Source organism: Streptomyces sp. NPDC058051 (assembly GCF_042885475.1).
GTDB lineage: Bacteria > Actinomycetota > Actinomycetes > Streptomycetales > Streptomycetaceae > Streptomyces.
Map to the genome: position 1 here is coordinate 98,748 of NZ_JBHVRW010000020.1, position 20,995 is coordinate 119,742.

Genomic DNA, 20,995 nt, shown 5'->3' on the forward strand with positions numbered 1-20,995 from the left:
TCAGGTGGTCCGGCCGCCCGTGGACCAGGTGTAGCGGTGTTCGGGGCGGCCCGTCTCGCCGTATCGCAGTGTCAGACGCACTTTGCCGGTCCTCTCCAGCAGCTTCAGATAGCGCTGCGCGGTCTGCCGGCTCATTCCGGCACTCTCCGCGATCTCCTGTGCGGAGAGCGGACCCTCGGCGCCCCGGAGAGCCTGTCTGACCAGCTCCGCCGTGGTCGGCGAGTGCCCCTTCGGCAGGTCGGGTTCGCGCGCCGCCCACAGGGCGCCGAAAAGCCGGTCCACTTCACCCTGCTCCGCCTCACCGCCCCGTTCGAGGGTGTGACGCAGGGCCGCGTAAGCCTCCAGTTTGGTACGCAGCCCCGCGTAGGTGAACGGCTTCACCAGGTACTGCAGCGCGCCGTGCCGCATCGCTTCCTGGACCGTCGCGACATCGCGCGCCGCCGTCACCATGATCACGTCGGTGTGGTGGCCGAGTCTGCGCAGCTCACGCACCATGGTCAGACCGTCGCGGTCGGGCATGTAGTGGTCCAGCAGGACCAGATCCACGTGCTGTTCCTCGATCACGGCGAGGGCTTCGGCGACGGAGTGCGCCTGGGCGGCCACCCGGAATCCCGGTACCCGGGATACGTAGGCCGCATTGACCTGTGCGACCCGGATGTCGTCATCCACGACCAGGACCTCGATCATTGAGCTCCTCCCGCGCTCCCGGCTATCGGCTCGGGCACTTCTCGTTCCTTCATGTCCGGATCCTTCATGTCCGGACCCGTCGTGTTCGAGTGCGTCGCGTCAGGGTCCGTCGCGTCAGGGTCCGCCAGGGCCTCCGGCAGCACGACGGTGAACTCGGCGCCCCCCTCCGCGGCCCCGTCGACAGTGACGCCGCCCCCCTGCCGTTCTGCCAGTCGCCGCACCAGCGCGAGGCCCAGCCCGCGCTTGCCGTGCGCCGGGATCTCCTTCGTCGACCAACCCTCTGTGAAGATCGACGCGCGTTGTCCGGGAGGAACCCCCGGTCCGTTGTCGCGGACCCGCAGCACCACCGTACGGCCCTCGGCGCACAGGCCCACCTCGACCAGGGCACCCTCCCCTCCGGCCACCGCGTCCAGCGCGTTGTCCACGAGATTGCCGACGACGGTGACCAGCCCTCGGGGATCCACCAGCCGGTCCGGGAGCAGGGTCTCGGAGGCCATGCGGAGCGCGACACCCCGCTCGGCCGCGACCGTGGCCTTGCCGACGAGCAGTGCGGCCAGCAGGGGGTCGTGCACCTTCTCGGTGATCTGCTCGGCCGTGGCCCGGTGGGCGCCGACCACCTCGGTGACGTACTCGACGGCGTCCTCGTGCATGTCCAGTTCCAGCAGCCCCAGAAGAGTGTGCATCCGATTGGCGTGCTCGTGGTCCTGGGCCCGCAGCGCGTCGATCAGGCCACGGGTGGAGTCGAGCTCACGGCCGAGGTGTTCGAGTTCGGTGCGATCGCGGAGCGTGGCGACGGCTCCGCCGTCGTCGGTCGGCATCCGGTTGACGAGCAGCACCCGGGTGCCCCGCACTGTCAGGAGATCGTCGCCGGACACCCGGCCGGTGAGGACGTCAGCGGTCCTTCCCCCGCCGAGTACGGCGTCGAGGGAGCGGCCCGCGGCATCGGGGCCGAGCCCGAGCAGGCGCTGCGCCTCGTCGTTCAGGAGCCGGATGCGGCCGGCCCCGTCGAGAGCCACGACCCCTTCCCGGATGCCGTGCAGCATGGCCTCGCGCTCCGTGAGCAGCGCGGAGATGTCGGAGAAGGCGAGGTCATGCGTCTGCCGCTGGAGACGACGGGAGATCAGGCAGGCGGCGAGCGCCCCGACAGCGAGCGCACCGCCCGCGTAGGCGAACAGCCCGGGAATCGCGGAGACGAGCCGGGCATGCACACTGTCGTACGCGATGCCGACGGAGACCGCGCCCACGATGTGGTCCGTTGCGTCGCGCAGAGGTACCTTGCCGCGGGCCGAGCGGCCGAGCGTACCGCTGTCGATCTCCATGACGTCGCGGCCCGCGAGCGCGTCGCTGGGATCGGTGGAGACGACTTTGCCGATCTGGGCGGTGTCGGTGTGTGACCAGCGCACCCCGCGCCGGTCCATGACGACGATGTACTCGGCGCCGGTGGCGCGTCTGATCCGTTCTGCCGCGGTCTGTACGGGCCCGGTGGGGGCCGGGTCCGTGGCGAGAAGCGACGCGGTGATCTGCGGCTGGGCCGCCGTGCTCTGCGCGATGGCGAGTGCACGCCGCATCGCCTGATCGTCGAGCTGGGCGCTGAGGGGCGCCAGGAAGAGGCCCGTGGCGAGTACGGTGACGCCGGAGGCGATGGCCAGCTGCATCAGCAGGACCTGGGAGAAGACCCGCTGTGGCCAGCCGAGGCGGCGTGCTCTCCTGGCAGTGGGCGGTGGCGAGCTCATCGTTGAACGGTAGAGGGCATTCCGGTGTTTTCCGAAATGTTCCTCTTTTTTGTCTGCGCAATCTGCTCTTTGTCTGCGCGATCTGTTTGCGCTTTTTGTGCAGATCTTGAGCATATGGCGATCACGGCCGCCCCCCAACCGGTGCGTCGAGCTCCTGTGTGCGCGCAGTGCGTCAACCGCTCGGCGCGCCGCGGGTGGTCGGTCGGTGCGGCGCGGGTGCGCTGCCGGAGCGCCCATATCCTGGAGCAGGCGGCAGACTCGAAGATCATCGGCCTGCGGTCCGTTACGCCGGTGGGCCTCCGTCGCGGCCGGTCCCGGCGCCCTGACGTCCCCGAGGAAGGCCCCCGTTGAACCCGTCGTCTCCGTCGTCCCCGTCCCCGTCCCGGAAGCAGCAGATCCCGGTCATCGTCCTTGCGGGATTCCTGGGGTCAGGCAAGACGACGCTGCTCAACCACCTTCTCCGCAATCGGGCCGGAAACCGGATCGGCGTGATCGTCAACGACTTCGGCTCCATCGAGATCGACGCCATGACGGTCTCCGGGCAGGTCGGCTCCACGGTCTCGCTGGGCAACGGATGCCTGTGCTGCGCGGTCGACGCGAGCGAACTCGACACCTTCCTGGAAACGCTGACCCGGCCCGCTGCCCGTCTCGACGTGATCGTCATCGAGGCCAGCGGACTGGCGGAACCGCAGGAGCTCGTGCGCATGCTCCTGGCCAGCGACAATCCGCACATCGTGTACGGAGGGCTGGTCGAGGTCGTCGATGCGGCGGAGTTCGACGCCACCCGTCTGCGCCATCCGGAGACCGACCGCCATCTCGCCGTCGCCGATCTCGTCGTACTGAACAAGACCGACCGCGTCGGGAAGGAGGAACAGGAACGCATCAGGGACGTCATCGTCGCGGTGGGTGCGCCGACCCGCGGTACAGGGGCTGGTGCGCCGGCTCACGGCAGAGCGGCGGGCGGCCCGTCCCACGGCACAGCGGCGGGCAACGGCGTGGCCGCCGTCATCAGTGCCTCCTACGGACGCATCGACCCCGAGCTGCTCTTCGACCCGGCGCTGCGGCCGGACCGCGAGGAGAAGGTGCGCCAGCTCACCTTCGAGGACCTGCTTCTGGCGGAACGCGCCGAGGAGGAGGCCGACGCCGGACATGACCACCATCTGCACGCCGCGTACGAGAGCGTGCCCTTCACCTCGGACGCACCCATGAACCCGCGCCGGCTGATGGAGTTCCTCGACTCCAGGCCGCAGGGGCTCTACCGGATCAAGGGGTTCGTCGACTTCGGCGTGGGCGACCGCGCCAACAAGTACGTCCTGCACGCGGTCGGCAGGTTCCTGCGGTTCGCCCCGCAGCCGTGGGCGCGCGACGAGCCGCGTCTCACCCAGCTGGTCCTGATCGGCTCGGGAACCGACCCGGGGCAGTTGCGCAAGGAGCTGGCGGGCTGCCGGGAGTGTGACGCGCCGACCCCTGACACGACGCAGGACGCCGCACACGAACGAAGCATGTGGGGCGTCCTGCGGTACGTACAGCGGTCCGACGACGACGCGTAGCGGCAGGCCACCCGTCGCCCGGCCGCGGCCGACTACACCGGTCCTGCGATCACCGCGACCGGCTTGGCCAGCGGTGTCCCCGAACCGTCGCGCCGCGGGTCGGGGTCCGGCAGCTCGGTCGGCGTGCCGTTCTCCTGCGCGGCCCGGGCCGGCGTCGCACCCGCCCAGCCGAACACCAGAACGTCCTCGCCCTTGAGGAACCGGTGGCAGCGCACACCACCGGTGGCCCGTCCCTTGCGCGGATACTGGTCGAACGGGGTGAGCTTGGACGTCAGCACCGAATCGTCCAGTGTGCCGTGCGAGCCCGCCACCGTGAACACCACGGCGTCCACCGCCGGGTCGACCGCGGTGAACGAGATCACCTCGGCGTCCGCCGCGAGCTTGACCCCGGCCATGCCGCCCGCGGGCCGGCCCTGCGGCCGCACCTGCGCCGCCGGGTAGCGCAGCAGTTGCGCATCGGACGTGATGAAGACCAGATCCTCCTCGCCCGTACGCAGTTCGACCGCGCCGACGATCCGGTCACCGTCCTTGAGGGTGATGACCTCCAACTCGTCCTTGTTCGCGGGGTAGTCCGGCACCACCCGCTTGACGACCCCCTGAAGGGTGCCGATCGCCAGGCCGGGTGAGGCCTCGTCGAGCGTGGTGAGACAGACCACCTCCTCGTCGCTCTCCAGCGTGAGGAACTCCGAGACCATCGCTCCGCCCGACAGAACGGGCGCCGCATGGGTGTCCGGCAACTGCGGCAGATCGATCACCGCGAGCCGCAGCAGCCGGCCCGTGGACGTCACCACGCCCACGTCGCCACGAGCCGTCGCCGGCACGGCCGACACGATCACATCGTGCTTGGCACGCTTCGCGTCCTCGGCGAAGACGATCGGGTCGCCGTGGGCGGTACGGGCCAGCAGGCCCGTCGAGGACAGCAGCACCCGGCACGGGTCGTCGGCCACCTCCAGCGGCACCGAGGCGACCTGCGAACCGGCCGACTCCAGCAGCACCGTACGCCGGTCGGTGCCGAACTTCTTGGCCACCGAGGCCAGTTCGGAGGAGACGAGCTTGCGCAGCTCGGTGTCCGATTCGAGGATGGCCGTCAGCTTCTCGATCTCGTCGTTGAGCCGGTCGCGCTCGCTCTCCAGCTCGATCCGGTCGAACCGGGTCAGCCGGCGCAGCGGGGTGTCCAGGATGTACTGCGTCTGGGTCTCGCTGAGCGAGAAGTGGTCGATGAGCCGCTCCTTCGCCTGCGCCGAGTTGTCACTCGACCGGATGAGCCGGATGACCTCGTCGATGTCGATCAGCGCGACGAGCAGGCCCTCGACCAGATGCAGGCGGTCGCGGCGCTTGTTCCGGCGGAACTCGCTGCGCCTGCGCACCACATCGAAGCGGTGGTCGAGATAGACCTCCAGGAGCTCCTTGAGGCCCAGCGTGAGCGGCTGTCCATCGACCAGCGCCACATTGTTGATGCCGAAGGAGTCCTCCATCGGTGTCAGCTTGTAGAGCTGCTCCAGCACGGCCTCCGGCACGAAGCCGTTCTTCACCTCGATGACCAGGCGCAGGCCGTGCGCGCGGTCCGTCAGGTCCTTCACGTCCGCGATGCCCTGGAGCTTCTTCGCAGAGACCAGGTCCTTGATCTTGGAGATCACCTTCTCCGGACCGACCGAGAAGGGCAGTTCGGTGACGACCAGGCCCTTGCGGCGCGCCGTCACGTTCTCCACCGAGACGGTGGCACGGATCTTGAACGTGCCGCGCCCGCCGGCGTACGCGTCCTTGATGCCGCCCAGACCCACGATCCGGCCACCCGTCGGCAGATCGGGGCCGGGGACGAACCGCATCAGGGTCTCCAGGTCCGCACCCGGATGCTTGATCAGGTGGCGGGCGGCGGCGATGACCTCGCCCAGGTTGTGCGGGGGCATGTTCGTCGCCATGCCGACCGCGATTCCGGACGAGCCGTTGACCAGGAGGTTCGGGTACGCGGCCGGGAGGACGGTCGGCTCCTGCTCCTGGCCGTCGTAATTCGACTGGAAAGCGACGGTGTCCTCGTCGATCGACTCCGTCATCAGTGACGTCGCGTCGGCCATCCGGCACTCGGTGTACCGCATGGCGGCCGGCGGGTCGTCGTTTCCGAGCGAGCCGAAGTTGCCGTGGCCGTCGACCAGGGGCAGCCGCATGGAGAACGGCTGCGCCAGGCGGACCAGCGCGTCGTAGATCGACGCGTCGCCGTGCGGGTGCAACTTGCCCATGACCTCGCCGACGACGCGGGCGCACTTCACATAGCCGCGGTCGGGCCGCAGGCCCATCTCGTTCATCTGGTACACGATGCGGCGGTGCACCGGCTTCATGCCGTCACGAGCGTCCGGCAGGGCCCGTGAGTAGATCACCGAGTACGCGTACTCAAGGAAGGAGCCCTGCATTTCGTCGACGACGTCGATGTCGAGGATGTTCTCCTCGAAGTCGTCCGGCGGCGGGGTCTTCGTGCTGCGGCGGGCCATCGCTGCTGCGACTCCTTCACGGATTCTGTTCGGGCAACCTCAGGTTCTGACGCGGACCATTGTGGACCTCCGCACTGACATCGCCGACCTCGACCCGTCCCAAGAGCCGTTCCGGCCCCCTGCGGACGCGGTCCCACGTCCTGTCCCTCCGTGCGCGCGCCCCTCTTTCCCGCGAACTTCCACGGCATGGGAACTTCGCCAGGCGTCCGTGCGCTTGCTTACAGTGGCAGGTCTCGCAGGAAATCCAGTATCGCGATCGAAGGGACGTACATGCCCATGGGTCACACGGCCACAGCCCAGGCCGGCTCCGGCGGCTTGACAGCGACCGAGCACCGTCTGGCCAACGGCCTGCGCGTGGTGCTCTCCGAGGACCATCTGACCCCGGTCGCCGCGGTCTGCCTCTGGTACGACGTCGGTTCGCGCCACGAGGTCAAGGGACGCACCGGGCTGGCTCACCTCTTCGAGCACCTGATGTTCCAGGGCTCCGGCCAGGTCAAGGGGAACGGGCACTTCGAGCTGGTGCAAGGAGCCGGCGGTTCGCTCAACGGGACCACCAGCTTCGAGCGCACCAACTACTTCGAGACGATGCCCACGCACCAGCTGGAGCTGGCTCTCTGGCTCGAAGCCGACCGGATGGGCTCGCTGCTCGCCGCGCTCGACGAGGAGTCGATGGAGAACCAGCGTGACGTCGTCAAGAACGAGCGCCGCCAGCGCTACGACAACGTCCCCTACGGCACGGCGTTCGAGAAACTGACGGCGCTGGCCTACCCCGAGGGCCATCCGTACCACCACACGCCGATCGGCTCGATGGCGGACCTGGACGCCGCGACCCTTGAGGACGCCCGCACCTTCTTCCGTACGTACTACGCGCCCAACAACGCGGTGCTCTCGGTCGTCGGCGACATCGACCCCGAGCAGACCCTCGCCTGGATCGAGAAGTACTTCGGCTCCATCCCGTCCCACGACGGCAAGCAGCCGCCGCGCGACGGCACGCTCCCCGAGGTCATCGGCGAGCAACTGCGCGAAGAGGTGCGCGAGGAGGTTCCGGCGCGGGCGCTCATGGCCGCCTACCGGCTGCCGCACGACGGCACCCGCGAGTGCGACGCGGCAGACCTCGCCCTGACCGTGCTCGGTGGCGGCGAGTCGTCGCGGCTGCACAACCGCCTGGTCCGCCGTGACCGTACGGCCGTGGCGGCCGGGTTCGGGCTGCTGCGGCTGGCCGGGGCCCCCTCGCTGGGCTGGCTGGACGTGAAGACGTCCGGCGGCGTCGAGGTGCCGCAGATCGAGGACGCGGTCGACGAGGAGCTCGCCCGGTTCGCCGCCGAGGGCCCGACGCCCGAGGAAATGGAACGTGCGCAGGCCCAGTTGGAACGCGAGTGGCTGGACCGGCTCGGTACGGTCGCGGGCCGCGCGGACGAACTCTGCCGCTTCGCCGTCCTGTTCGGCGACCCGCAGCTCGCTCTGACGGCCGTACAGCGGGTGCTCGACGTCACCGCGGAAGAGGTCCAGGCGGTCGCCAAGGCCCAGCTGCGCCCCGACAACCGTGCGGTGCTGGTCTACGAGCCGGTCGATGCGGCCGAACCCGCAGACGCAGCGGACACCGATGAGACCGACGCCGAAGACACCGACGCGCACGAAGGAGCGGACAAGTGACCGACGCTGCCGCGACTGGAGTTTCGATGCAGTACCACCCGCAGCCGACCCCCGGCGTCGCCCGCCCCTGGGCCTTTCCCGCGCCCGAGCGCGGTGCCCTGCCCAACGGGCTCACGGTGCTGCGCTGCCACCGGCCCGGCCAGCAGGTCGTCGCGGTCGAGATCTTCCTCGACGCCCCGCTGGACGCCGAGCCCGAGGGCCTCGACGGCGTGGCAACGATCATGTCGCGGGCCCTGTCCGAGGGCACCGACAAGCACACCGCCGAGGAGTTCGCCGCCGAGCTGGAGCGCTGCGGCGCCACCCTCGACGCGCACGCCGACCACCCCGGCGTCCGTGTCTCCCTGGAGGTCCCTGCCTCCCGGCTGGCCAAGGCGCTCGCCCTGGTCGCCGAGGCGCTGCGGGCGCCTGCCTTCGCCGACAGCGAGGTCGAACGGCTGGTACGCAACCGGCTCGACGAGATCCCGCACGAGCAGGCCAACCCGGCCCGGCGCGCCGCCAAGCAGCTCTCCAAGGAGCTCTTTCCGGCCGAGGCCCGGATGTCGCGCCCGCGCCTGGGCTCCGAGGAGACGGTGGAGCGGATCGACTCGGCAGCCGTGCGCGCCTTCTTCGACGCCCATGTCCGGCCCTCCACGGCGACCGCCGTGGTCGTCGGCGATCTCACCGGCATCGACCTGGACGCCCTGCTCGCCGACACCCTCGGCGACTGGTCGGGGGACTCCGCGGAGCCCCGGCCCGCCCCGCCGATCACCGCCGACGACTCCGGTCGCGTGGTGATCGTGGACCGCCCGGGCGCGGTGCAGACGCAACTGCTGATCGGCCGGATCGGCGCCGACCGGCACGACAGCGTGTGGCCGGCCCAGGTGCTGGGCACGTACTGCCTGGGCGGCACGCTGACCTCCCGGCTGGACCGCGTGCTGCGCGAGGAGAAGGGCTACACCTACGGCGTACGGGCCTTCGCCCAGGTGCTGCGGTCGTCGGCCCCGGATTCCGCGTCGGGGGCGACCGGCGCGGCCATGCTCGCCATCAGCGGGTCGGTGGACACGGAGTCCACGGAACCGGCGCTGAAGGACCTGTGGACGGTCCTGCGGACCCTGGCGGCCGAGGGACTGACCGACGGAGAGCGTGAGACGGCCGTGCAGAACCTCGTGGGTGTCGCACCGCTGAAGTTCGAGACGGCGGCCTCGGTCGCGGGCACCCTCGCCGACCAGGTCGAGCAGCATCTCCCGGACGACTACCAAGCACGGCTGTACACCCGGCTCGCGGAGACCGGCACGGTCGAGGCGACCGCGGCGGTGGTCAACGCCTTCCCGGTCGACCGGCTGGTCACGATCCTCGTCGGAGATGCGGCGCGGATCGAGGAGCCGGTCCGGGCGCTGGGCATCGGAGCGGTGTCGGTGGTCGCCGGCTGACGGTCGGTCCGCCCCGGCCGCGGTCGCACCCGCCGCGGCGCAGGACGGTGTCCGGCCCCGCGGCGGGCTTCGGCCGACCGGCCGCGTTGTCGTGTGTGGCAGTCCACCCGTGGGCTGTCACACACGACAGCGAGCAGGCCGGGCGCGGACCGCACCCGTCGGCCGACCGATTCGCCGACCGGCTATGTATCGATATGTCAGCACATAAGGAAGACCCCTGTGAGGCAGATCTCGCCGGGGTCTTCTCTTTTGTCCTCTTTTGGTGGAGAGGTTGCCTGTCTGCCCTGTGGGATGCGCTACAAAACGGCCTGTCCGTTTGGTGAATGAAAGTGCCCCCGCTTAGCGTCGGCTGGGCTGTCCGCCACTCGTATGCCACATCCGTGACGTACCGGGCAGCCATCGCCGAGTCCCCGTCAGGCGCGAGCCTGGGGAGCCGGGGACCCACGCAGTCCCTGGGGTGAATCGGATGTCTGAGCCTCGGTGAGGCCGGGGCGTCCGTAGGAGACCTTCCTGCTCCGAACCCGTCAGCTAACCCGGTAGGCGAGAAGGAAGGAAAGGATCAGCCACTTCATGGCGTTCACCCGTGCCACCGGGAAGCATCGTGCCCCCAGCCGGCTGACGCGCGGCAGCGCGAAGATCGTCGGCGTCGCGACGCTGGCCACCACCGGCGTCATCGGCGGCATGGCCGCCCCGGCCGTTGCCGCGGACTCCTCCACCGGCGAGACCGGACTGAGCCAGGTCATCGCCATCGAGAGTGCTCTCGCCGAGCAGATCGACGCCCAGGCCGACGCGCAGCAGCGCCAGGCCGATGCTGCGGCGAAGGCGAAGGCGGAGGCCCAGCGGAAGGCTGAGGCCGAGAAGAAGGCGGAGGCCAGGAAGAAGGCCGAAGCGAAGAAGAAGGCGGACGCCTTGGCCGAGGCGCAGCGCGCGACCGAGGCGCGGGCCGAGAAGGTCCGTGCCGCCCGGTCCGCCGAGCGCACCCGCCTGGGTTCCTTCCAGCTCCCGGTCGCCGGTTCGTACGTCACCACCGGGTACAAGTCCAGCGGCTCGCTCTGGTCCTCCGGCAGTCACTCGGGCATCGACTTCCACGCCGCGTCCGGCAGCTCCGTCGTCGCCGTCGGCGCCGGTACGGTCGTCGAGGCCGGCTGGGGCGGTGCATACGGCAACAACATCGTGCTCCGGATGACGGACGGCACGTACACGCAGTACGGCCACCTCTCCTCGATCGGCGTCTCCGTCGGCCAGAGCGTCGGCGCGGGGCAGCGGATCGGCCTCTCCGGCTCGACCGGCAACTCCACCGGACCGCACCTCCACTTCGAGGCCCGCACCACCCCGTCGTACGGCTCCGACATGGATCCCGTCGCGTACCTGCGCGCCCACGGCGTCAACGTCTGACCGACGCGCGCCGCACGCAGCACCCCCCAAAGGCCCCGGCAGCAGCTCGCCGGGGCCTTTGCCGTCCCCGGTCTCCGCGCCCGCCCGCAGTGCCTGCGCCCGGGTCTCCGTGCTCGGCCTTCGCGCCCGCCCGCAGTGCCTGTGCCCGGAACCGTCCTGCGGCCAAAGATATTCACGAATTTCCACCCGGCATCGGAAATTCGGCCGCCTTGCAATAGAGTCGCAGAAGAGGCGTCGGTCGGCCGCGTTTCGCGGGGATTAAGGCGGAGGTTCGGATATGCGCATTCCGGCGCATTCGGTATGCACGGCGATCCGTGACGACATCGTCTCCGGTGTCTTCGAACGGGGCGGCCGACTCACCGAGGAGTTGCTGGCGCGTCGTTACGGGGTCTCCCGTGTCCCGGTGCGGGAAGCGCTGCGCACCCTGGAGTCCGAGGGCTTCGTGGTCACGCGCAGACATGCGGGCGCCTGTGTCGCCGAGCCCACCGAGCAGGAGGCCGCCGACCTCCTGGAGGTGCGGATGCTGCTGGAGCCGCTGGGCGCCGCACGCGCCGCTCAGCGTCGCACCGAGGCGCATCTCAAGGTCCTGCGGGGTCTGGTCAGGCTCGGCCAGGAGCGTGCGCGGCGGGGCGAGGGGGAGGACCTGCGCTCGCTGGGCGGCTGGTTCCACGAGACGTTGGCGCAGGCCTCCGGCAGTTCCAGCCTGATCGCGCTGCTCACCCAGCTCCGGCACAAGATCGCCTGGATGTACACCGTCGAGCAGCCGGCCCGTCCGGTGGATTCGTGGGCCGAGCACGGAGCCATCGTGGACGCGGTGGCGCGGGGCGACGCGGAACGCGCCCGGGCCCTGGCCACCCAGCATGCCGAACGGGCCGCGGTCGCGCACCGGCTGCGCCGCAACGACCGGCCGGCCCGAAGGCCGGAGACCGCCCGGGTCGACCGGGTGAGGAGTTCGCAACATTCCGTAAACACCACGAGTGTTCGGCATTAACAATTACGCCGTATACAAAGAGCAGTAATTTCGTGAGGGCTTTCTTTGGGCTGCCCGAATTAGGTCCGCTCGCCCGAGGGCGGGAAAGTAAAAAGCCGCGACTCCGAATAAGGATGTCGCGGCTCTCTCCCGGTAAATGGTTCAGACCGTCTCCGGGAGCTCGTCGAGCCCCTCCGCGACCAGCTTGGCCAGGCGGTCCAGGGCGGCTTCGGCGTTGTCGGCGTCGGACGCGAGCACGATCTCCTCGCCGCCGTGCGCACCGAGGCCGAGGACCGCGAGCATGGAGGCGGCGTTCACTGGACTGCCGTCGGCCTTGGAGACCGTCACCGGGATGCCGGAAGCCGTGGCGGCACGGACGAATATGGATGCGGGGCGGGCGTGCAGGCCCTCGGCCCAACCGACGTTGACGCGGCGCTCAGCCATGGTTCTGCCCTTCACGAATCAATGGTTGTCTAGACCAGTTTCTCATGTGGTGCACGGTGTTCCGGCCGACCTGCGAGGCGCCCGCAACCCTTGCCGGGCCGCCGATCGGCCTCCTCAGACTGCCCCGGCTCCCTGGCCTACGCGACCGGTGACGGAGCCGTAGTCTTTGCGCATGCAGTCCTCGCCGGAGCAGAGTCCGCATCACGCGTACCCCGACCACTGGGAAGCAGACGTGGTCCTCCGCGACGGGGGGACCGCCCGGATCAGGCCCATCACCACGGACGATGCCGAACGGCTGGTCAGCTTCTACGAGCAGGTCTCCGACGAGTCGAAGTACTACCGTTTCTTCGCCCCGTACCCGCGTCTGTCCGACCGGGACGTACACCGCTTCACCCATCACGACTACGTCGACCGGGTGGGGCTCGCGGTCACCGTCGGCGGCGAGTTCATCGCGACCGTCCGCTACGACCGGATCGACGCACGGGGCAGGCCCGCTTCGGCGCCCGCCGACGAGGCCGAGGTCGCCTTCCTGGTCCAGGACGCGCATCAGGGCCGGGGCGTGGCCTCGACGCTCCTCGAACACATCGCCGCCGTCGCCCGCGAGCGCGGCATCCGCCGCTTCGCGGCCGAGGTGCTGCCCGCCAACAACAAGATGATCAAGGTGTTCCGGGATGCCGGGTACACCCAGCAGCGCAGTTTCGAGGACGGCTCCGTCCATCTGACCCTGGACCTCGAACCGACCGCGGAGTCCCTCGCCGTCCAGCGCGCACGTGAGCAGCGGGCCGAGGCACGCTCCGTGCAGCGGCTGCTCGCCCCCGGATCCGTCGCCGTCATCGGCGCGGGGCGCACGCCCGGTGGGGTCGGCCGTACCGTCCTGCGCAACCTTCTCGCGGCCGGCTTCACCGGCCGCTCCTACGCCGTGAACAGCGCCTTCGCCGCCGACCGGGACACGGTCGACGGTGTCCCCGCCCACCGCTCTGTCGGCGAGATCGGCGAACCGGTCGACCTCGCAGTCGTCGCCGTCCCCGCAGACCGGGTTCCGGAGGCCGTCGCCGACTGCGGTGAGCACGGAGTCCAGGGCCTGGTCGTACTCTCCGCCGGATACGCCGAATGGGGCGCCGAAGGCAGGGAGCGCCAGCGCGAACTCGTCCGGCAGGCTCGCTCGTACGGGATGCGGATCATTGGTCCGAACGCCTTCGGCGTCATCAACAACGCGGAGAACGTCCGGCTGAACGCCTCGCTCGCCCCCGAGCCGCCGGCCCCCGGACGCATCGGCCTCTTCACCCAGTCCGGAGCGATCGGCATCGCACTGCTCTCCGGGCTCTACCGGTGCGGAGCCGGCCTCTCCACCTTCATCTCCGCAGGCAACCGGGCCGACATCTCGGGCAACGACTTCCTGCAGTACTGGTACGAGGACCCGCACACCGACGTCGCCCTGCTGTACCTCGAATCGCTCGGCAACCCCCGCAAGTTCACCCGCCTCGCGCGGCGCACCGCGGCGGTGAAGCCGGTGGTCGTGGTGAAGGGCGCCCGGCACAGCGGCTCCACCCCGCCCGGCCACGCGGTGCCGGTCAGCCGGATCCCGGACGCGACGGTCTCCGCGCTCATGCGGCAGGCCGGCGTGATCCGCGTGGACACCGTGACGGAGATGGTCGACGCGGGTCTCCTCCTCGCCGACCAGCCCCTCCCGGCGGGCCCGCGGGTCGCCATCCTCGGCAACTCCGAATCGCTCGGCCTGCTCACGTACGACGCCTGCCTGACGGAGGGGTTGCGCCCGCGCCCGCCGCGCGATCTCACCACCGCAGCCACTCCGCAGGATTTCCGGGACGCCCTGGCCGAGGCTCTCGCCGACGAGGGTTGCGACGCGGTCGTCGTGACGGCGATCCCGTGGGTCGGCGAGAACGGCGAGGCGGAATCGGGCGGCGGAGAGGTGCTGGCGACCGCGCTGCACACGGCGGCGGCGGCCGGACCCGCCAAGCCCGTGGCCGTCGTCCACGTGGAGATCGGCGGCCTGGCCGAGGCCCTCGCCGCGGCCACCAGCACGGTCGCACCGCCGCGCACTCCGGCGCAGCCACCCGCGGCCGTGACACCCCCGCGCGCCGAAGACGTCACCACGGCCGGCCCCGCCCCCGCACGCCCCCCGTCGACCACCGGGACCACCCAAGCAACCGGAACCACCCAAGCACCCGGCACCGGCACCGGAACGTCCGGCAACGATGCCCCCGGCACCCGCACCGGTCGGATCCCCGCCTACCCGGCCGCCGAGCGAGCCGTACGGGCCCTGGCCGAAGCGGTGAGGTACGCGGAGTGGCGGCGGCAGGCCGCCGCGCCGGGCAAGGTGCCCGAGTTCCTCGACGACACCATCGACGAGCCGGGCGCCGCCGAACTGATCGACACCCTCCTCGGCCCCGACCCGGACCCGCGGGGCAGGTCGCTCGCACACGACGAGGCACGCGAACTCCTGGGCCGCTACGGCATCGCCGTACGACCGACGCTGCCGGCCCCCGACCCTGAGGCCGCTGTCGCGGCGGCGGCACAGCTCGGCTACCCCGTGGCGCTCAAGACCACCGCGCCCCATCTGCGCCATCGCGCCGATCTCGGCGGTGTCCGGCTGGATCTCGCCAACGAGAACGCGGTGCGCCGTGCGTACGGCGACCTGACCGACCTGCTCGGCAAACCGGCCGAACTCCGGCCCGTCGTGCAGGCCATGGCGCCGCGCGGCGTCGACACCGTCGTCCGGGCCACGATCGATCCGGCGGCGGGTGCCGTCCTCTCCTTCGGCTTGGCGGGCGCGCCCTCCGAACTCCTCGGCGACACCTCCCACCGACTCATTCCGGCCACCGATCGCGACGCCGCCGAGCTGATCCGCTCGATCCAGGCGGCACCGGTGCTGTTCGGCTGGCGCGGTGCGGCGCCGGTGGACACCGCGGCGCTCGAAGAGCTGCTGCTGCGCGTCTCCCGGCTGGTCGACGACCATCCCGAGGTGGTCTCCGTCGCCCTGGAACCGGTCGTCGCCACCCAGGGGCTGACCGTTCTCGGTGCGAGCGTCCGGCTCTCGCCGCCCCCCGCACGTACCGACCTCGGCCCCCGCCGCCTCCCCAACTACTGACCGGGCCACTGACCGGGGGCGCGCGGCCTCCCGGCGGTCGACCGGCGGTGCCCCGTCCCGTCCCCGTCCCGTCCTCGTCCCGTCCCCGGCCCGTCCTCGTTCCCCGCTCGCGGGCGGCGGCCGGAGCAGGCCCGTTCCCGGAGCGGGTCCGCTCGCCGCGCAGGCCCCGGTCCGCCCTGCCGCACAAGGTCCCCGGCAGTCATCCGGCCCCCGTAGGATGGTCCTCATGGCAAAGACCGGTACGACGACCCAGGGGCTGCGCGCGGCGATCGAGCGCAGCGGCTACTACCCGGCCCTCGTGGCCGAGGCGGTGGAGGCCGCCGTCGGCGGTGAGCCGGTCGCTTCGTACCTGGTGCACCAGGAGACCACCTTCGACTCCAACGAGGTGCGCCGCCACGTCACGGTCCTGGTCCTGACGGACACCCGTTTCGTCGTCAGCCACACCGACGAGCAGAACGCGGACACCAGCTCCCCGACGCCGTACGCGACCACGTCCACGGAGTCGGTCAAGCTCGACCGGATCTCGTCGGTCGTGGTCAGCCGTGTCGTGGCCGACCCCGAGAAGTACGTACCGGGCACGCTGCCCCGCGAGGTCGTCCTCACCATCGGCTGGGGCGCGGTCTCCCGGATCGATCTGGAGCCGGCTGCCTGCGGCGACCCCAACTGCGAGGCGGACCACGGCTACACCGGCAGCTCCACCGCCGACGACCTGAGCCTGCGGGTCAGCGAGGCCGGTGACGGCCCGGACACCGTGCGCCAGACCCTCGCCTTCGCCCAGGCGCTCTCCGAGGCCACAGCCGTGACCGCGACCGGCCACTGATGGCGCAGCCGGCCTGGCAGGATCCCGTTCTGCTCCCCGTCGACACCGCCCCCGTCCCGGAGTACGGCAGCGGCTCGCTCGCCGATCTGCTGCCCACGCTCGCCGCAGGACAGGGCGTCCCCGGTCTCACCGCGGCGATCCCCGAACTCACCCCCGCCGACCGGAACTGCGTGTTCCTGATCGACGGCCTCGGCTGGGAGCAGATCAAGGCCCACCCCGACGAGGCGCCGTTCCTGTACTCCCTGCTCCCCACCTCGCGCGGTGGCACCGGCCGGCCGATCACGGCGGGCTTCCCGGCCACCACCGCGACCTCACTGGCCTCCGTGGGCACCGGACTTCCGCCGGGAGAGCACGGTCTTCCCGGCTACACCGTGCGCGATCCGGCGACCGGCGAGCTCATGAACCAGCTCCGCTGGCAGCCGTGGACCTCGCCGAAGGCCTGGCAGCCGTATCCCACCGTCTTCCAGCTCGCCGACGCCGCGGGCGTGCGCACCGCCCAGGTCTCGGCTCCCGCCTTCGAGCAGACTCCGCTCACCAGGATCGCGCTGAGCGGGGGCTCGTTCCTCGGCCGGCTGTCCGGTGAGGAGCGGATGGACACCGCCGCCGAACGGCTGGCCGCAGGCGACCGGTCACTCGTCTACACGTACTACAGCGAGGTCGACAGCAAGGGCCACCGCTTCGGCGTCGACTCCGACGCCTGGCGCGGACAGCTGATGTATGTGGACGGCCTGGCGCGGCGGCTGGCCGAACAGCTCCCGCCCCGCTCGGCGCTGTACATCACCGCCGACCACGGCATGATCGACATCCCCTTCGACGAGCAGTCCCGGATCGACTTCGACGAGGACTGGGAGCTGCGCGCGGGCGTCGCCCTGCTCGGCGGTGAAGGCCGGGCCCGCCACGTGTACGCCGTCCCCGGAGCCGAGAACGACGTGCTGACGGTCTGGCAGGAAGTGCTCGGCGAGCAGTTCTGGGTGGCGGGCCGGGACGAGGCGATCGCGGCCGGCTGGTTCGGCCCGCAGATCGACGAACGCGTCCGCGGCAGGATCGGCGACGTCGTCGCGGCGGCCCACGACGACGTGGTGATCACCGCGTCCGTGCATGAGCCGCACGAGTCCGCGATGGTCGGCATGCACGGCTCGATGACCCCTGTCGAGCAGCTCGTACCCCTGCTCGAAGTACGCTCGTAACCGTTTTTCCGCTCCCGGTGTTCCCCGCCGGTGTGCCTCGCCCGCCCGAAAGGTGCTCAGTCCCTCATGCCCGAGCTTGTGTTCTTCTCCGGAACGATGGACTGCGGAAAGAGCACACTGGCATTGCAGATCGGCCACAACCGTTCGGCGCGCGGCCTGCAGGGCGTGATCTTCACCCGTGACGACCGGGCGGGGGAGGGGAAGCTCTCTTCGCGTCTGGGACTGGTCACCGAGGCCGTGGAGGCCGACGAGGGCATGGATCTCTACGCTCACCTCGTCGATCTCGTCAGCCGGGGAGGCAGGGCGGACTATGTGATCGTGGACGAGGCGCAGTTCCTCGCCCCCGTCCAGATAGACCAGCTCGCCCGCATCGTCGACGACCTCGGCCTGGACGTCTTCGCGTTCGGCATCACCACCGACTTCCGGACCAAGCTGTTCCCCGGATCCCAGCGGCTGATCGAACTGGCCGACCGCGTCGAGACGCTCCAGGTCGAGGCGCTCTGCTGGTGCGGTGCGCGGGCCACGCACAATGCCCGGACGGTCGGCGCCGAGATGGTGGTCGAAGGCGCCCAGGTGGTCGTGGGCGACGTCAACGAGCAGGCGGGCGAGGTCGGTTACGAGGTGCTGTGCCGACGTCACCACCAGCGCAGGATGACCAGCGCGAGCGCCCGCGCGGGCCAGCTCTCACCCGACGTGCTGCCCGTCACCTGCGCCTGAATGATGCTTAGGATGACGCCGTGAACACGGTGAGCGGAATCGAGCCCGAACCCGCGTCGGGCCCGCCGGGCAAGGTGCAGCCGAGGCAGCTGATCGTGACGGTCTACGGGCTGTACGCGCGCGACACCGGCGGCTGGATGTCCGTGGCCTCGCTGATTCATCTGCTCGCCGACCTGGGCGTCGAAGCGCCGACCGTACGCTCCTCGGTCTCGCGGCTGAAGCGCGCCGGACTGCTCGAAGCCCAGTCGCTTTCCGGAGCGGCCGGATACCGGATCTCACCCGAGACCGAGCAGATCCTGCGCGACGGTGATCCGCGGATCTTCGCAGCCCGACGGGCCACCGTCGAGGAGGGCTGGGTACTGGTCGTCTTCTCCGTGCCCGAGTCCGAACGTGCCAAGCGGCACACCCTGCGCACCCAGCTCACCCGTCTCGGCTTCGGTTCCGTCTCCGCCGGCGTGTGGATCGCACCGGCGCACGTGCACGACGAGGCGGAGGACATGCTGGCCCGGCACGGGCTGCGCTCGTACGCCGACCTCTTCCGCTCCCACTACCTGCCGGGCGGTGCTGCGCATGGCGAGGGGGACACGGGCGAGGACGGGAACACGGACCTGCCCGCGAAGGTGCGCTCCTGGTGGGACACCGTCCGGCTCCAGCGGTTGTACGTCGAGTTCCTGGCGGCGCACCGTCCGGTGGCCGAGCGGATTGCGGGCGGAAGCCCCGTGACGGACCGCGAGGCGTTCACGACGTACATCAGGGTCATCACCGACTGGCGCCGGCTCGTCTACCTCGACCCCGGGGTCGCCCGTGAACTGCTGCCCGAGGAGTGGAGCGGAACCGAGGCATCCGAGCTCTTCGACGAGTTGCACGCCCGACTGGCAGGCCCCGCCCACCTGCATGTCGAACGGGTCCGGGCCCGCTGACCCCGCCCGGCGGCTCAGTCCGTGGCCGTCCGGATGATCGTGAAGGCCGCGCCCTCCGGGTCCGCCACGGTCGCCACCCGGCCGTTCGACCCCTCCCGTACCGGCTGCAGAATGTAACCCCCGAGCTCCACCACGCGATGCGCGGCCTCGTCGGCGTCGTCGACCTCGAAGTACGTCATCCAGTGCGGGCCGCGGTCGCGCGGCAGGGCATGGCCGACGCCGTGCAGCGAGGCCACCGGACGGCTGCGCAGATGAAGGGTCTGGTAGTCGAAGTCGGCCGAGACGACAGCCTCCGCCTCGTAGCCGAAAACCGTCTGGTAGAACTTGCAGACCGTCGAGGTCTCGCGGGTCACCAGTTCATTCCAGACGGGGGTGCCGTGGGCTCCGGCGAGCGCCGTGCCGCCGTGCGCGGCGGCCTGCCAGATCCCGAAGACCGCGCCGCTGGGGTCGGAGGCGATCGCGAGCCGCCCCGCGTCTCCCGCGTCGAGCGGTCCGACGGCCACTGTCCCGCCGCAGGAACGGATCACCTCTGCGGTGACGTCGGCGTCGTCGGTGGCCAGATAGGTCGTCCAGGCGACCGGCAGATGGCGGTCGGGCGGCAGTTGCCCGATGCCCGCGACCACCCTCCCGTCGATCAGGGCGCGGACGTACGGACCCAACTGGTCCGGTCCCGGCTCGAACTCCCAGCCGAACAGATCGGCGTAGAACTCCTGAGTCGTGCGCAGGCCATGCACGATCAGGCTCACCCAGCATGGTGTGCCGGGTGTGCGCCGGGCGGCAGCCTCGGTCATCGTCACTCTCTCCTCGGACCATCGTGGTGGCCGTACGGGGGGAACGGGGCCGTTGTGCCGTTGTGCGGTACAGGATGTGTACGCCCCGTGCAGATGCTTGCACCACCCGGCGCGTGTTGTGCCCCGGCCGCGCCGCACTTTCCGGGATCTCGACGGAGAGAGTCCGTTTTGATGTGATACATCCGCTTCAAACGTGCTACGGGTGAGGCTGCTCCTGCGCGAGGATGGCACCCATGAAGCCCATCATCACCGCATCCGAATGTGCGAGCGAATCGGCGGGGCCACGTCCGCCGGTGCTCCTGGACGTACGTTGGCAGCTGGGCGGCCCGAACGGCCGACCCGGCTACGAGGCCGGGCACATCCCCGGCGCGGTCTTTGTCGATCTTGATGCGGAACTTGCCGGTCCGGCAGGAAGGGGTGGCCGTCATCCGCTGCCCGATCCGGAGGAGTTCGGCGCGGTGATGCGTCGGGCCGGTGTCTCCCGGGACACGCCGGTGGTGGTGTACGACGGCGGCCTGGGCTGGGCGGCGGCGCGTGCCTGGTGGCTGCTGCGCTGGGCGGGACACGAGGATGTCAGGGTCCTCGACGGTGGTCTCGCGGCCTGGAAGGGAGAGCTCCAGACTCGGACTCCGACCCCGGCCGAGGGCGATTTCCGGCCGATGCCGGCCGCGTTGCCGTTGCTGGATGCCGACGGGGCCGCTGCGATGGCCCGCTCGGGCCTGCTGCTCGACGCACGGGCGGCCGAACGCTACCGGGGCGATGTGGAACCGATCGACCGGGTGGGTGGCCACATCCCGGGTGCCGTCTCTGCCCCGACCTCCGAGAACGTGAGGGAGGACGGCCGGTTCCTGCCCGCGGAGTCGCTGGCGGCCCGATTCGAGGCGCTCGGCGCCGACCGGGCGCCGGACGTGGGCGTCTACTGCGGCTCCGGGGTCTCCGCCGCGCATGAGGTGCTGGCCCTGGCCGTCGCCGGGATTCCGGCCGCGCTGTACGCGGGCTCCTGGTCCGAGTGGTCCGGAGACGAGTCCCGCCCGGTCGCCAAGGGCCCGGAATCCCAGTAACGGAGCACGTCCGGCACCGGGCGTCCCGGGCCGCCGCGGCGGATGCCGTGCGCGCACGGTGCGGGA

At 70.7% G+C, this 20,995-nt stretch carries 16 protein-coding genes and 1 riboswitch; of the genes, 11 read left to right on the forward strand and 5 right to left on the reverse strand.

Annotated elements, in window-relative coordinates:
• Together ACFVUT_RS27330 and ACFVUT_RS27335 are read right to left on the reverse strand one after the other, a co-directional pair.
• On the reverse strand, positions 1-687 hold the full coding sequence (locus ACFVUT_RS27330; RefSeq protein ID WP_389654567.1) for a response regulator: 687 nt from the start codon (positions 685-687) through the stop codon (positions 1-3).
• Positions 684-2,420: an ATP-binding protein gene (locus ACFVUT_RS27335; RefSeq protein ID WP_389654569.1), complete on the reverse strand. Its 1,737-nt coding sequence runs from the start codon at positions 2,418-2,420 to the stop codon at positions 684-686. Before ACFVUT_RS27335 ends, ACFVUT_RS27330 begins: the two co-directional genes overlap by 4 nt.
• Positions 2,421-2,767: 347 nt before the next feature.
• On the opposite strand from ACFVUT_RS27335, the gene ACFVUT_RS27340 reads away from it, so the two are divergent.
• Positions 2,768-3,970 carry a CobW family GTP-binding protein gene (locus ACFVUT_RS27340; RefSeq protein ID WP_389654571.1) on the forward strand — a complete coding sequence of 401 codons (1,203 nt, stop codon included), beginning with the start codon at positions 2,768-2,770 and terminating at the stop codon, positions 3,968-3,970.
• 32 nt (positions 3,971-4,002) lie between these two features.
• Here the strand turns inward: ACFVUT_RS27340 and ACFVUT_RS27345 are convergent, their stop codons facing one another.
• The gene (locus ACFVUT_RS27345) at positions 4,003-6,453 is read right to left on the reverse strand and encodes a DNA topoisomerase (ATP-hydrolyzing) subunit A (protein WP_389654573.1); all 2,451 of its coding nucleotides are present in this window, start codon (positions 6,451-6,453) and stop codon (positions 4,003-4,005) included.
• Between the two features lie 270 nt (positions 6,454-6,723).
• Here ACFVUT_RS27345 and ACFVUT_RS27350 point away from each other — a divergent pair, with 270 nt between their 5' ends.
• The 4 genes from ACFVUT_RS27350 to ACFVUT_RS27365 all read left to right on the forward strand — a co-directional run bounded on the left by ACFVUT_RS27350 (position 6,724) and on the right by ACFVUT_RS27365 (position 11,901).
• Positions 6,724-8,106: a M16 family metallopeptidase gene (locus ACFVUT_RS27350; RefSeq protein WP_389654575.1), complete on the forward strand. Its 1,383-nt coding sequence runs from the start codon at positions 6,724-6,726 to the stop codon at positions 8,104-8,106.
• A 26-nt stretch (positions 8,107-8,132) separates the two neighbouring features.
• On the forward strand, positions 8,133-9,515 hold the full coding sequence (locus tag ACFVUT_RS27355) for a M16 family metallopeptidase (RefSeq protein WP_389654664.1): 1,383 nt from the start codon (positions 8,133-8,135) through the stop codon (positions 9,513-9,515).
• A gap of 390 nt (positions 9,516-9,905) precedes the next feature.
• A riboswitch (cyclic di-AMP (ydaO/yuaA leader) is annotated at positions 9,906-10,072 on the forward strand.
• Positions 10,073-10,085: 13 nt separating this feature from the next.
• On the forward strand, positions 10,086-10,910 hold the full coding sequence (locus ACFVUT_RS27360; RefSeq protein ID WP_389654577.1) for a M23 family metallopeptidase: 825 nt from the start codon (positions 10,086-10,088) through the stop codon (positions 10,908-10,910).
• 277 nt (positions 10,911-11,187) lie between these two features.
• Positions 11,188-11,901, forward strand: a complete 714-nt coding sequence (locus ACFVUT_RS27365) for a GntR family transcriptional regulator (protein ID WP_389654579.1) — start codon at positions 11,188-11,190, stop codon at positions 11,899-11,901.
• A gap of 141 nt (positions 11,902-12,042) precedes the next feature.
• On the opposite strand, the gene ACFVUT_RS27370 is transcribed toward ACFVUT_RS27365, so the two are convergent.
• Positions 12,043-12,324, reverse strand: coding sequence for an HPr family phosphocarrier protein (locus ACFVUT_RS27370; RefSeq protein ID WP_389654581.1), 282 nt, complete (start codon positions 12,322-12,324; stop codon positions 12,043-12,045).
• A gap of 172 nt (positions 12,325-12,496) precedes the next feature.
• Here ACFVUT_RS27370 and ACFVUT_RS27375 point away from each other — a divergent pair, with 172 nt between their 5' ends.
• The 5 genes from ACFVUT_RS27375 to ACFVUT_RS27395 all read left to right on the forward strand — a co-directional run bounded on the left by ACFVUT_RS27375 (position 12,497) and on the right by ACFVUT_RS27395 (position 19,077).
• The gene (locus ACFVUT_RS27375; protein WP_389654583.1) at positions 12,497-15,433 is read left to right on the forward strand and encodes a GNAT family N-acetyltransferase; all 2,937 of its coding nucleotides are present in this window, start codon (positions 12,497-12,499) and stop codon (positions 15,431-15,433) included.
• 226 nt (positions 15,434-15,659) lie between these two features.
• Positions 15,660-16,253 (forward strand): DUF5998 family protein, encoded by a 594-nt coding sequence (locus ACFVUT_RS27380; protein WP_389654585.1) that lies wholly within the window; start codon positions 15,660-15,662, stop codon positions 16,251-16,253.
• Positions 16,253-17,440, forward strand: a complete 1,188-nt coding sequence (locus ACFVUT_RS27385) for an alkaline phosphatase family protein (protein ID WP_389654587.1) — start codon at positions 16,253-16,255, stop codon at positions 17,438-17,440. The genes ACFVUT_RS27380 and ACFVUT_RS27385 overlap by 1 nt, the downstream gene beginning before the upstream one ends.
• A gap of 66 nt (positions 17,441-17,506) precedes the next feature.
• Positions 17,507-18,157: a thymidine kinase gene (locus ACFVUT_RS27390; protein ID WP_389654589.1), complete on the forward strand. Its 651-nt coding sequence runs from the start codon at positions 17,507-17,509 to the stop codon at positions 18,155-18,157.
• A gap of 20 nt (positions 18,158-18,177) precedes the next feature.
• On the forward strand, positions 18,178-19,077 hold the full coding sequence (locus ACFVUT_RS27395) for a PaaX family transcriptional regulator C-terminal domain-containing protein (protein ID WP_389654591.1): 900 nt from the start codon (positions 18,178-18,180) through the stop codon (positions 19,075-19,077).
• Positions 19,078-19,091: 14 nt separating this feature from the next.
• Here ACFVUT_RS27395 and ACFVUT_RS27400 read toward each other — a convergent pair whose 3' ends face one another.
• Positions 19,092-19,868 (reverse strand): VOC family protein, encoded by a 777-nt coding sequence (locus ACFVUT_RS27400; RefSeq protein ID WP_389654593.1) that lies wholly within the window; start codon positions 19,866-19,868, stop codon positions 19,092-19,094.
• A gap of 233 nt (positions 19,869-20,101) precedes the next feature.
• Here ACFVUT_RS27400 and ACFVUT_RS27405 point away from each other — a divergent pair, with 233 nt between their 5' ends.
• Positions 20,102-20,929 (forward strand): sulfurtransferase, encoded by an 828-nt coding sequence (locus tag ACFVUT_RS27405; protein ID WP_389654595.1) that lies wholly within the window; start codon positions 20,102-20,104, stop codon positions 20,927-20,929.
• Positions 20,930-20,995 lie beyond the last annotated feature (66 nt).

Coding starts and splice junctions, on each gene's coding strand:
- ACFVUT_RS27390 (WP_389654589.1), top strand. CDS start 17,507: ATGCCCGAGCTTGTGTTCTTCTCCGGAACGATGGACTGCGGAAAGAGC.
- ACFVUT_RS27370 (WP_389654581.1), bottom strand. CDS start 12,324: ATGGCTGAGCGCCGCGTCAACGTCGGTTGGGCCGAGGGCCTGCACGCC.
- ACFVUT_RS27375 (WP_389654583.1), top strand. CDS start 12,497: ATGCAGTCCTCGCCGGAGCAGAGTCCGCATCACGCGTACCCCGACCAC.
- ACFVUT_RS27345 (WP_389654573.1), bottom strand. CDS start 6,453: ATGGCCCGCCGCAGCACGAAGACCCCGCCGCCGGACGACTTCGAGGAG.
- ACFVUT_RS27350 (WP_389654575.1), top strand. CDS start 6,724: ATGCCCATGGGTCACACGGCCACAGCCCAGGCCGGCTCCGGCGGCTTG.
- ACFVUT_RS27335 (WP_389654569.1), bottom strand. CDS start 2,420: ATGAGCTCGCCACCGCCCACTGCCAGGAGAGCACGCCGCCTCGGCTGG.
- ACFVUT_RS27365 (WP_389654579.1), top strand. CDS start 11,188: ATGCGCATTCCGGCGCATTCGGTATGCACGGCGATCCGTGACGACATC.
- ACFVUT_RS27360 (WP_389654577.1), top strand. CDS start 10,086: ATGGCGTTCACCCGTGCCACCGGGAAGCATCGTGCCCCCAGCCGGCTG.
- ACFVUT_RS27400 (WP_389654593.1), bottom strand. CDS start 19,868: ATGACCGAGGCTGCCGCCCGGCGCACACCCGGCACACCATGCTGGGTG.
- ACFVUT_RS27330 (WP_389654567.1), bottom strand. CDS start 687: ATGATCGAGGTCCTGGTCGTGGATGACGACATCCGGGTCGCACAGGTC.
- ACFVUT_RS27405 (WP_389654595.1), top strand. CDS start 20,102: ATGAAGCCCATCATCACCGCATCCGAATGTGCGAGCGAATCGGCGGGG.
- ACFVUT_RS27385 (WP_389654587.1), top strand. CDS start 16,253: ATGGCGCAGCCGGCCTGGCAGGATCCCGTTCTGCTCCCCGTCGACACC.
- ACFVUT_RS27355 (WP_389654664.1), top strand. CDS start 8,133: ATGCAGTACCACCCGCAGCCGACCCCCGGCGTCGCCCGCCCCTGGGCC.
- ACFVUT_RS27380 (WP_389654585.1), top strand. CDS start 15,660: ATGGCAAAGACCGGTACGACGACCCAGGGGCTGCGCGCGGCGATCGAG.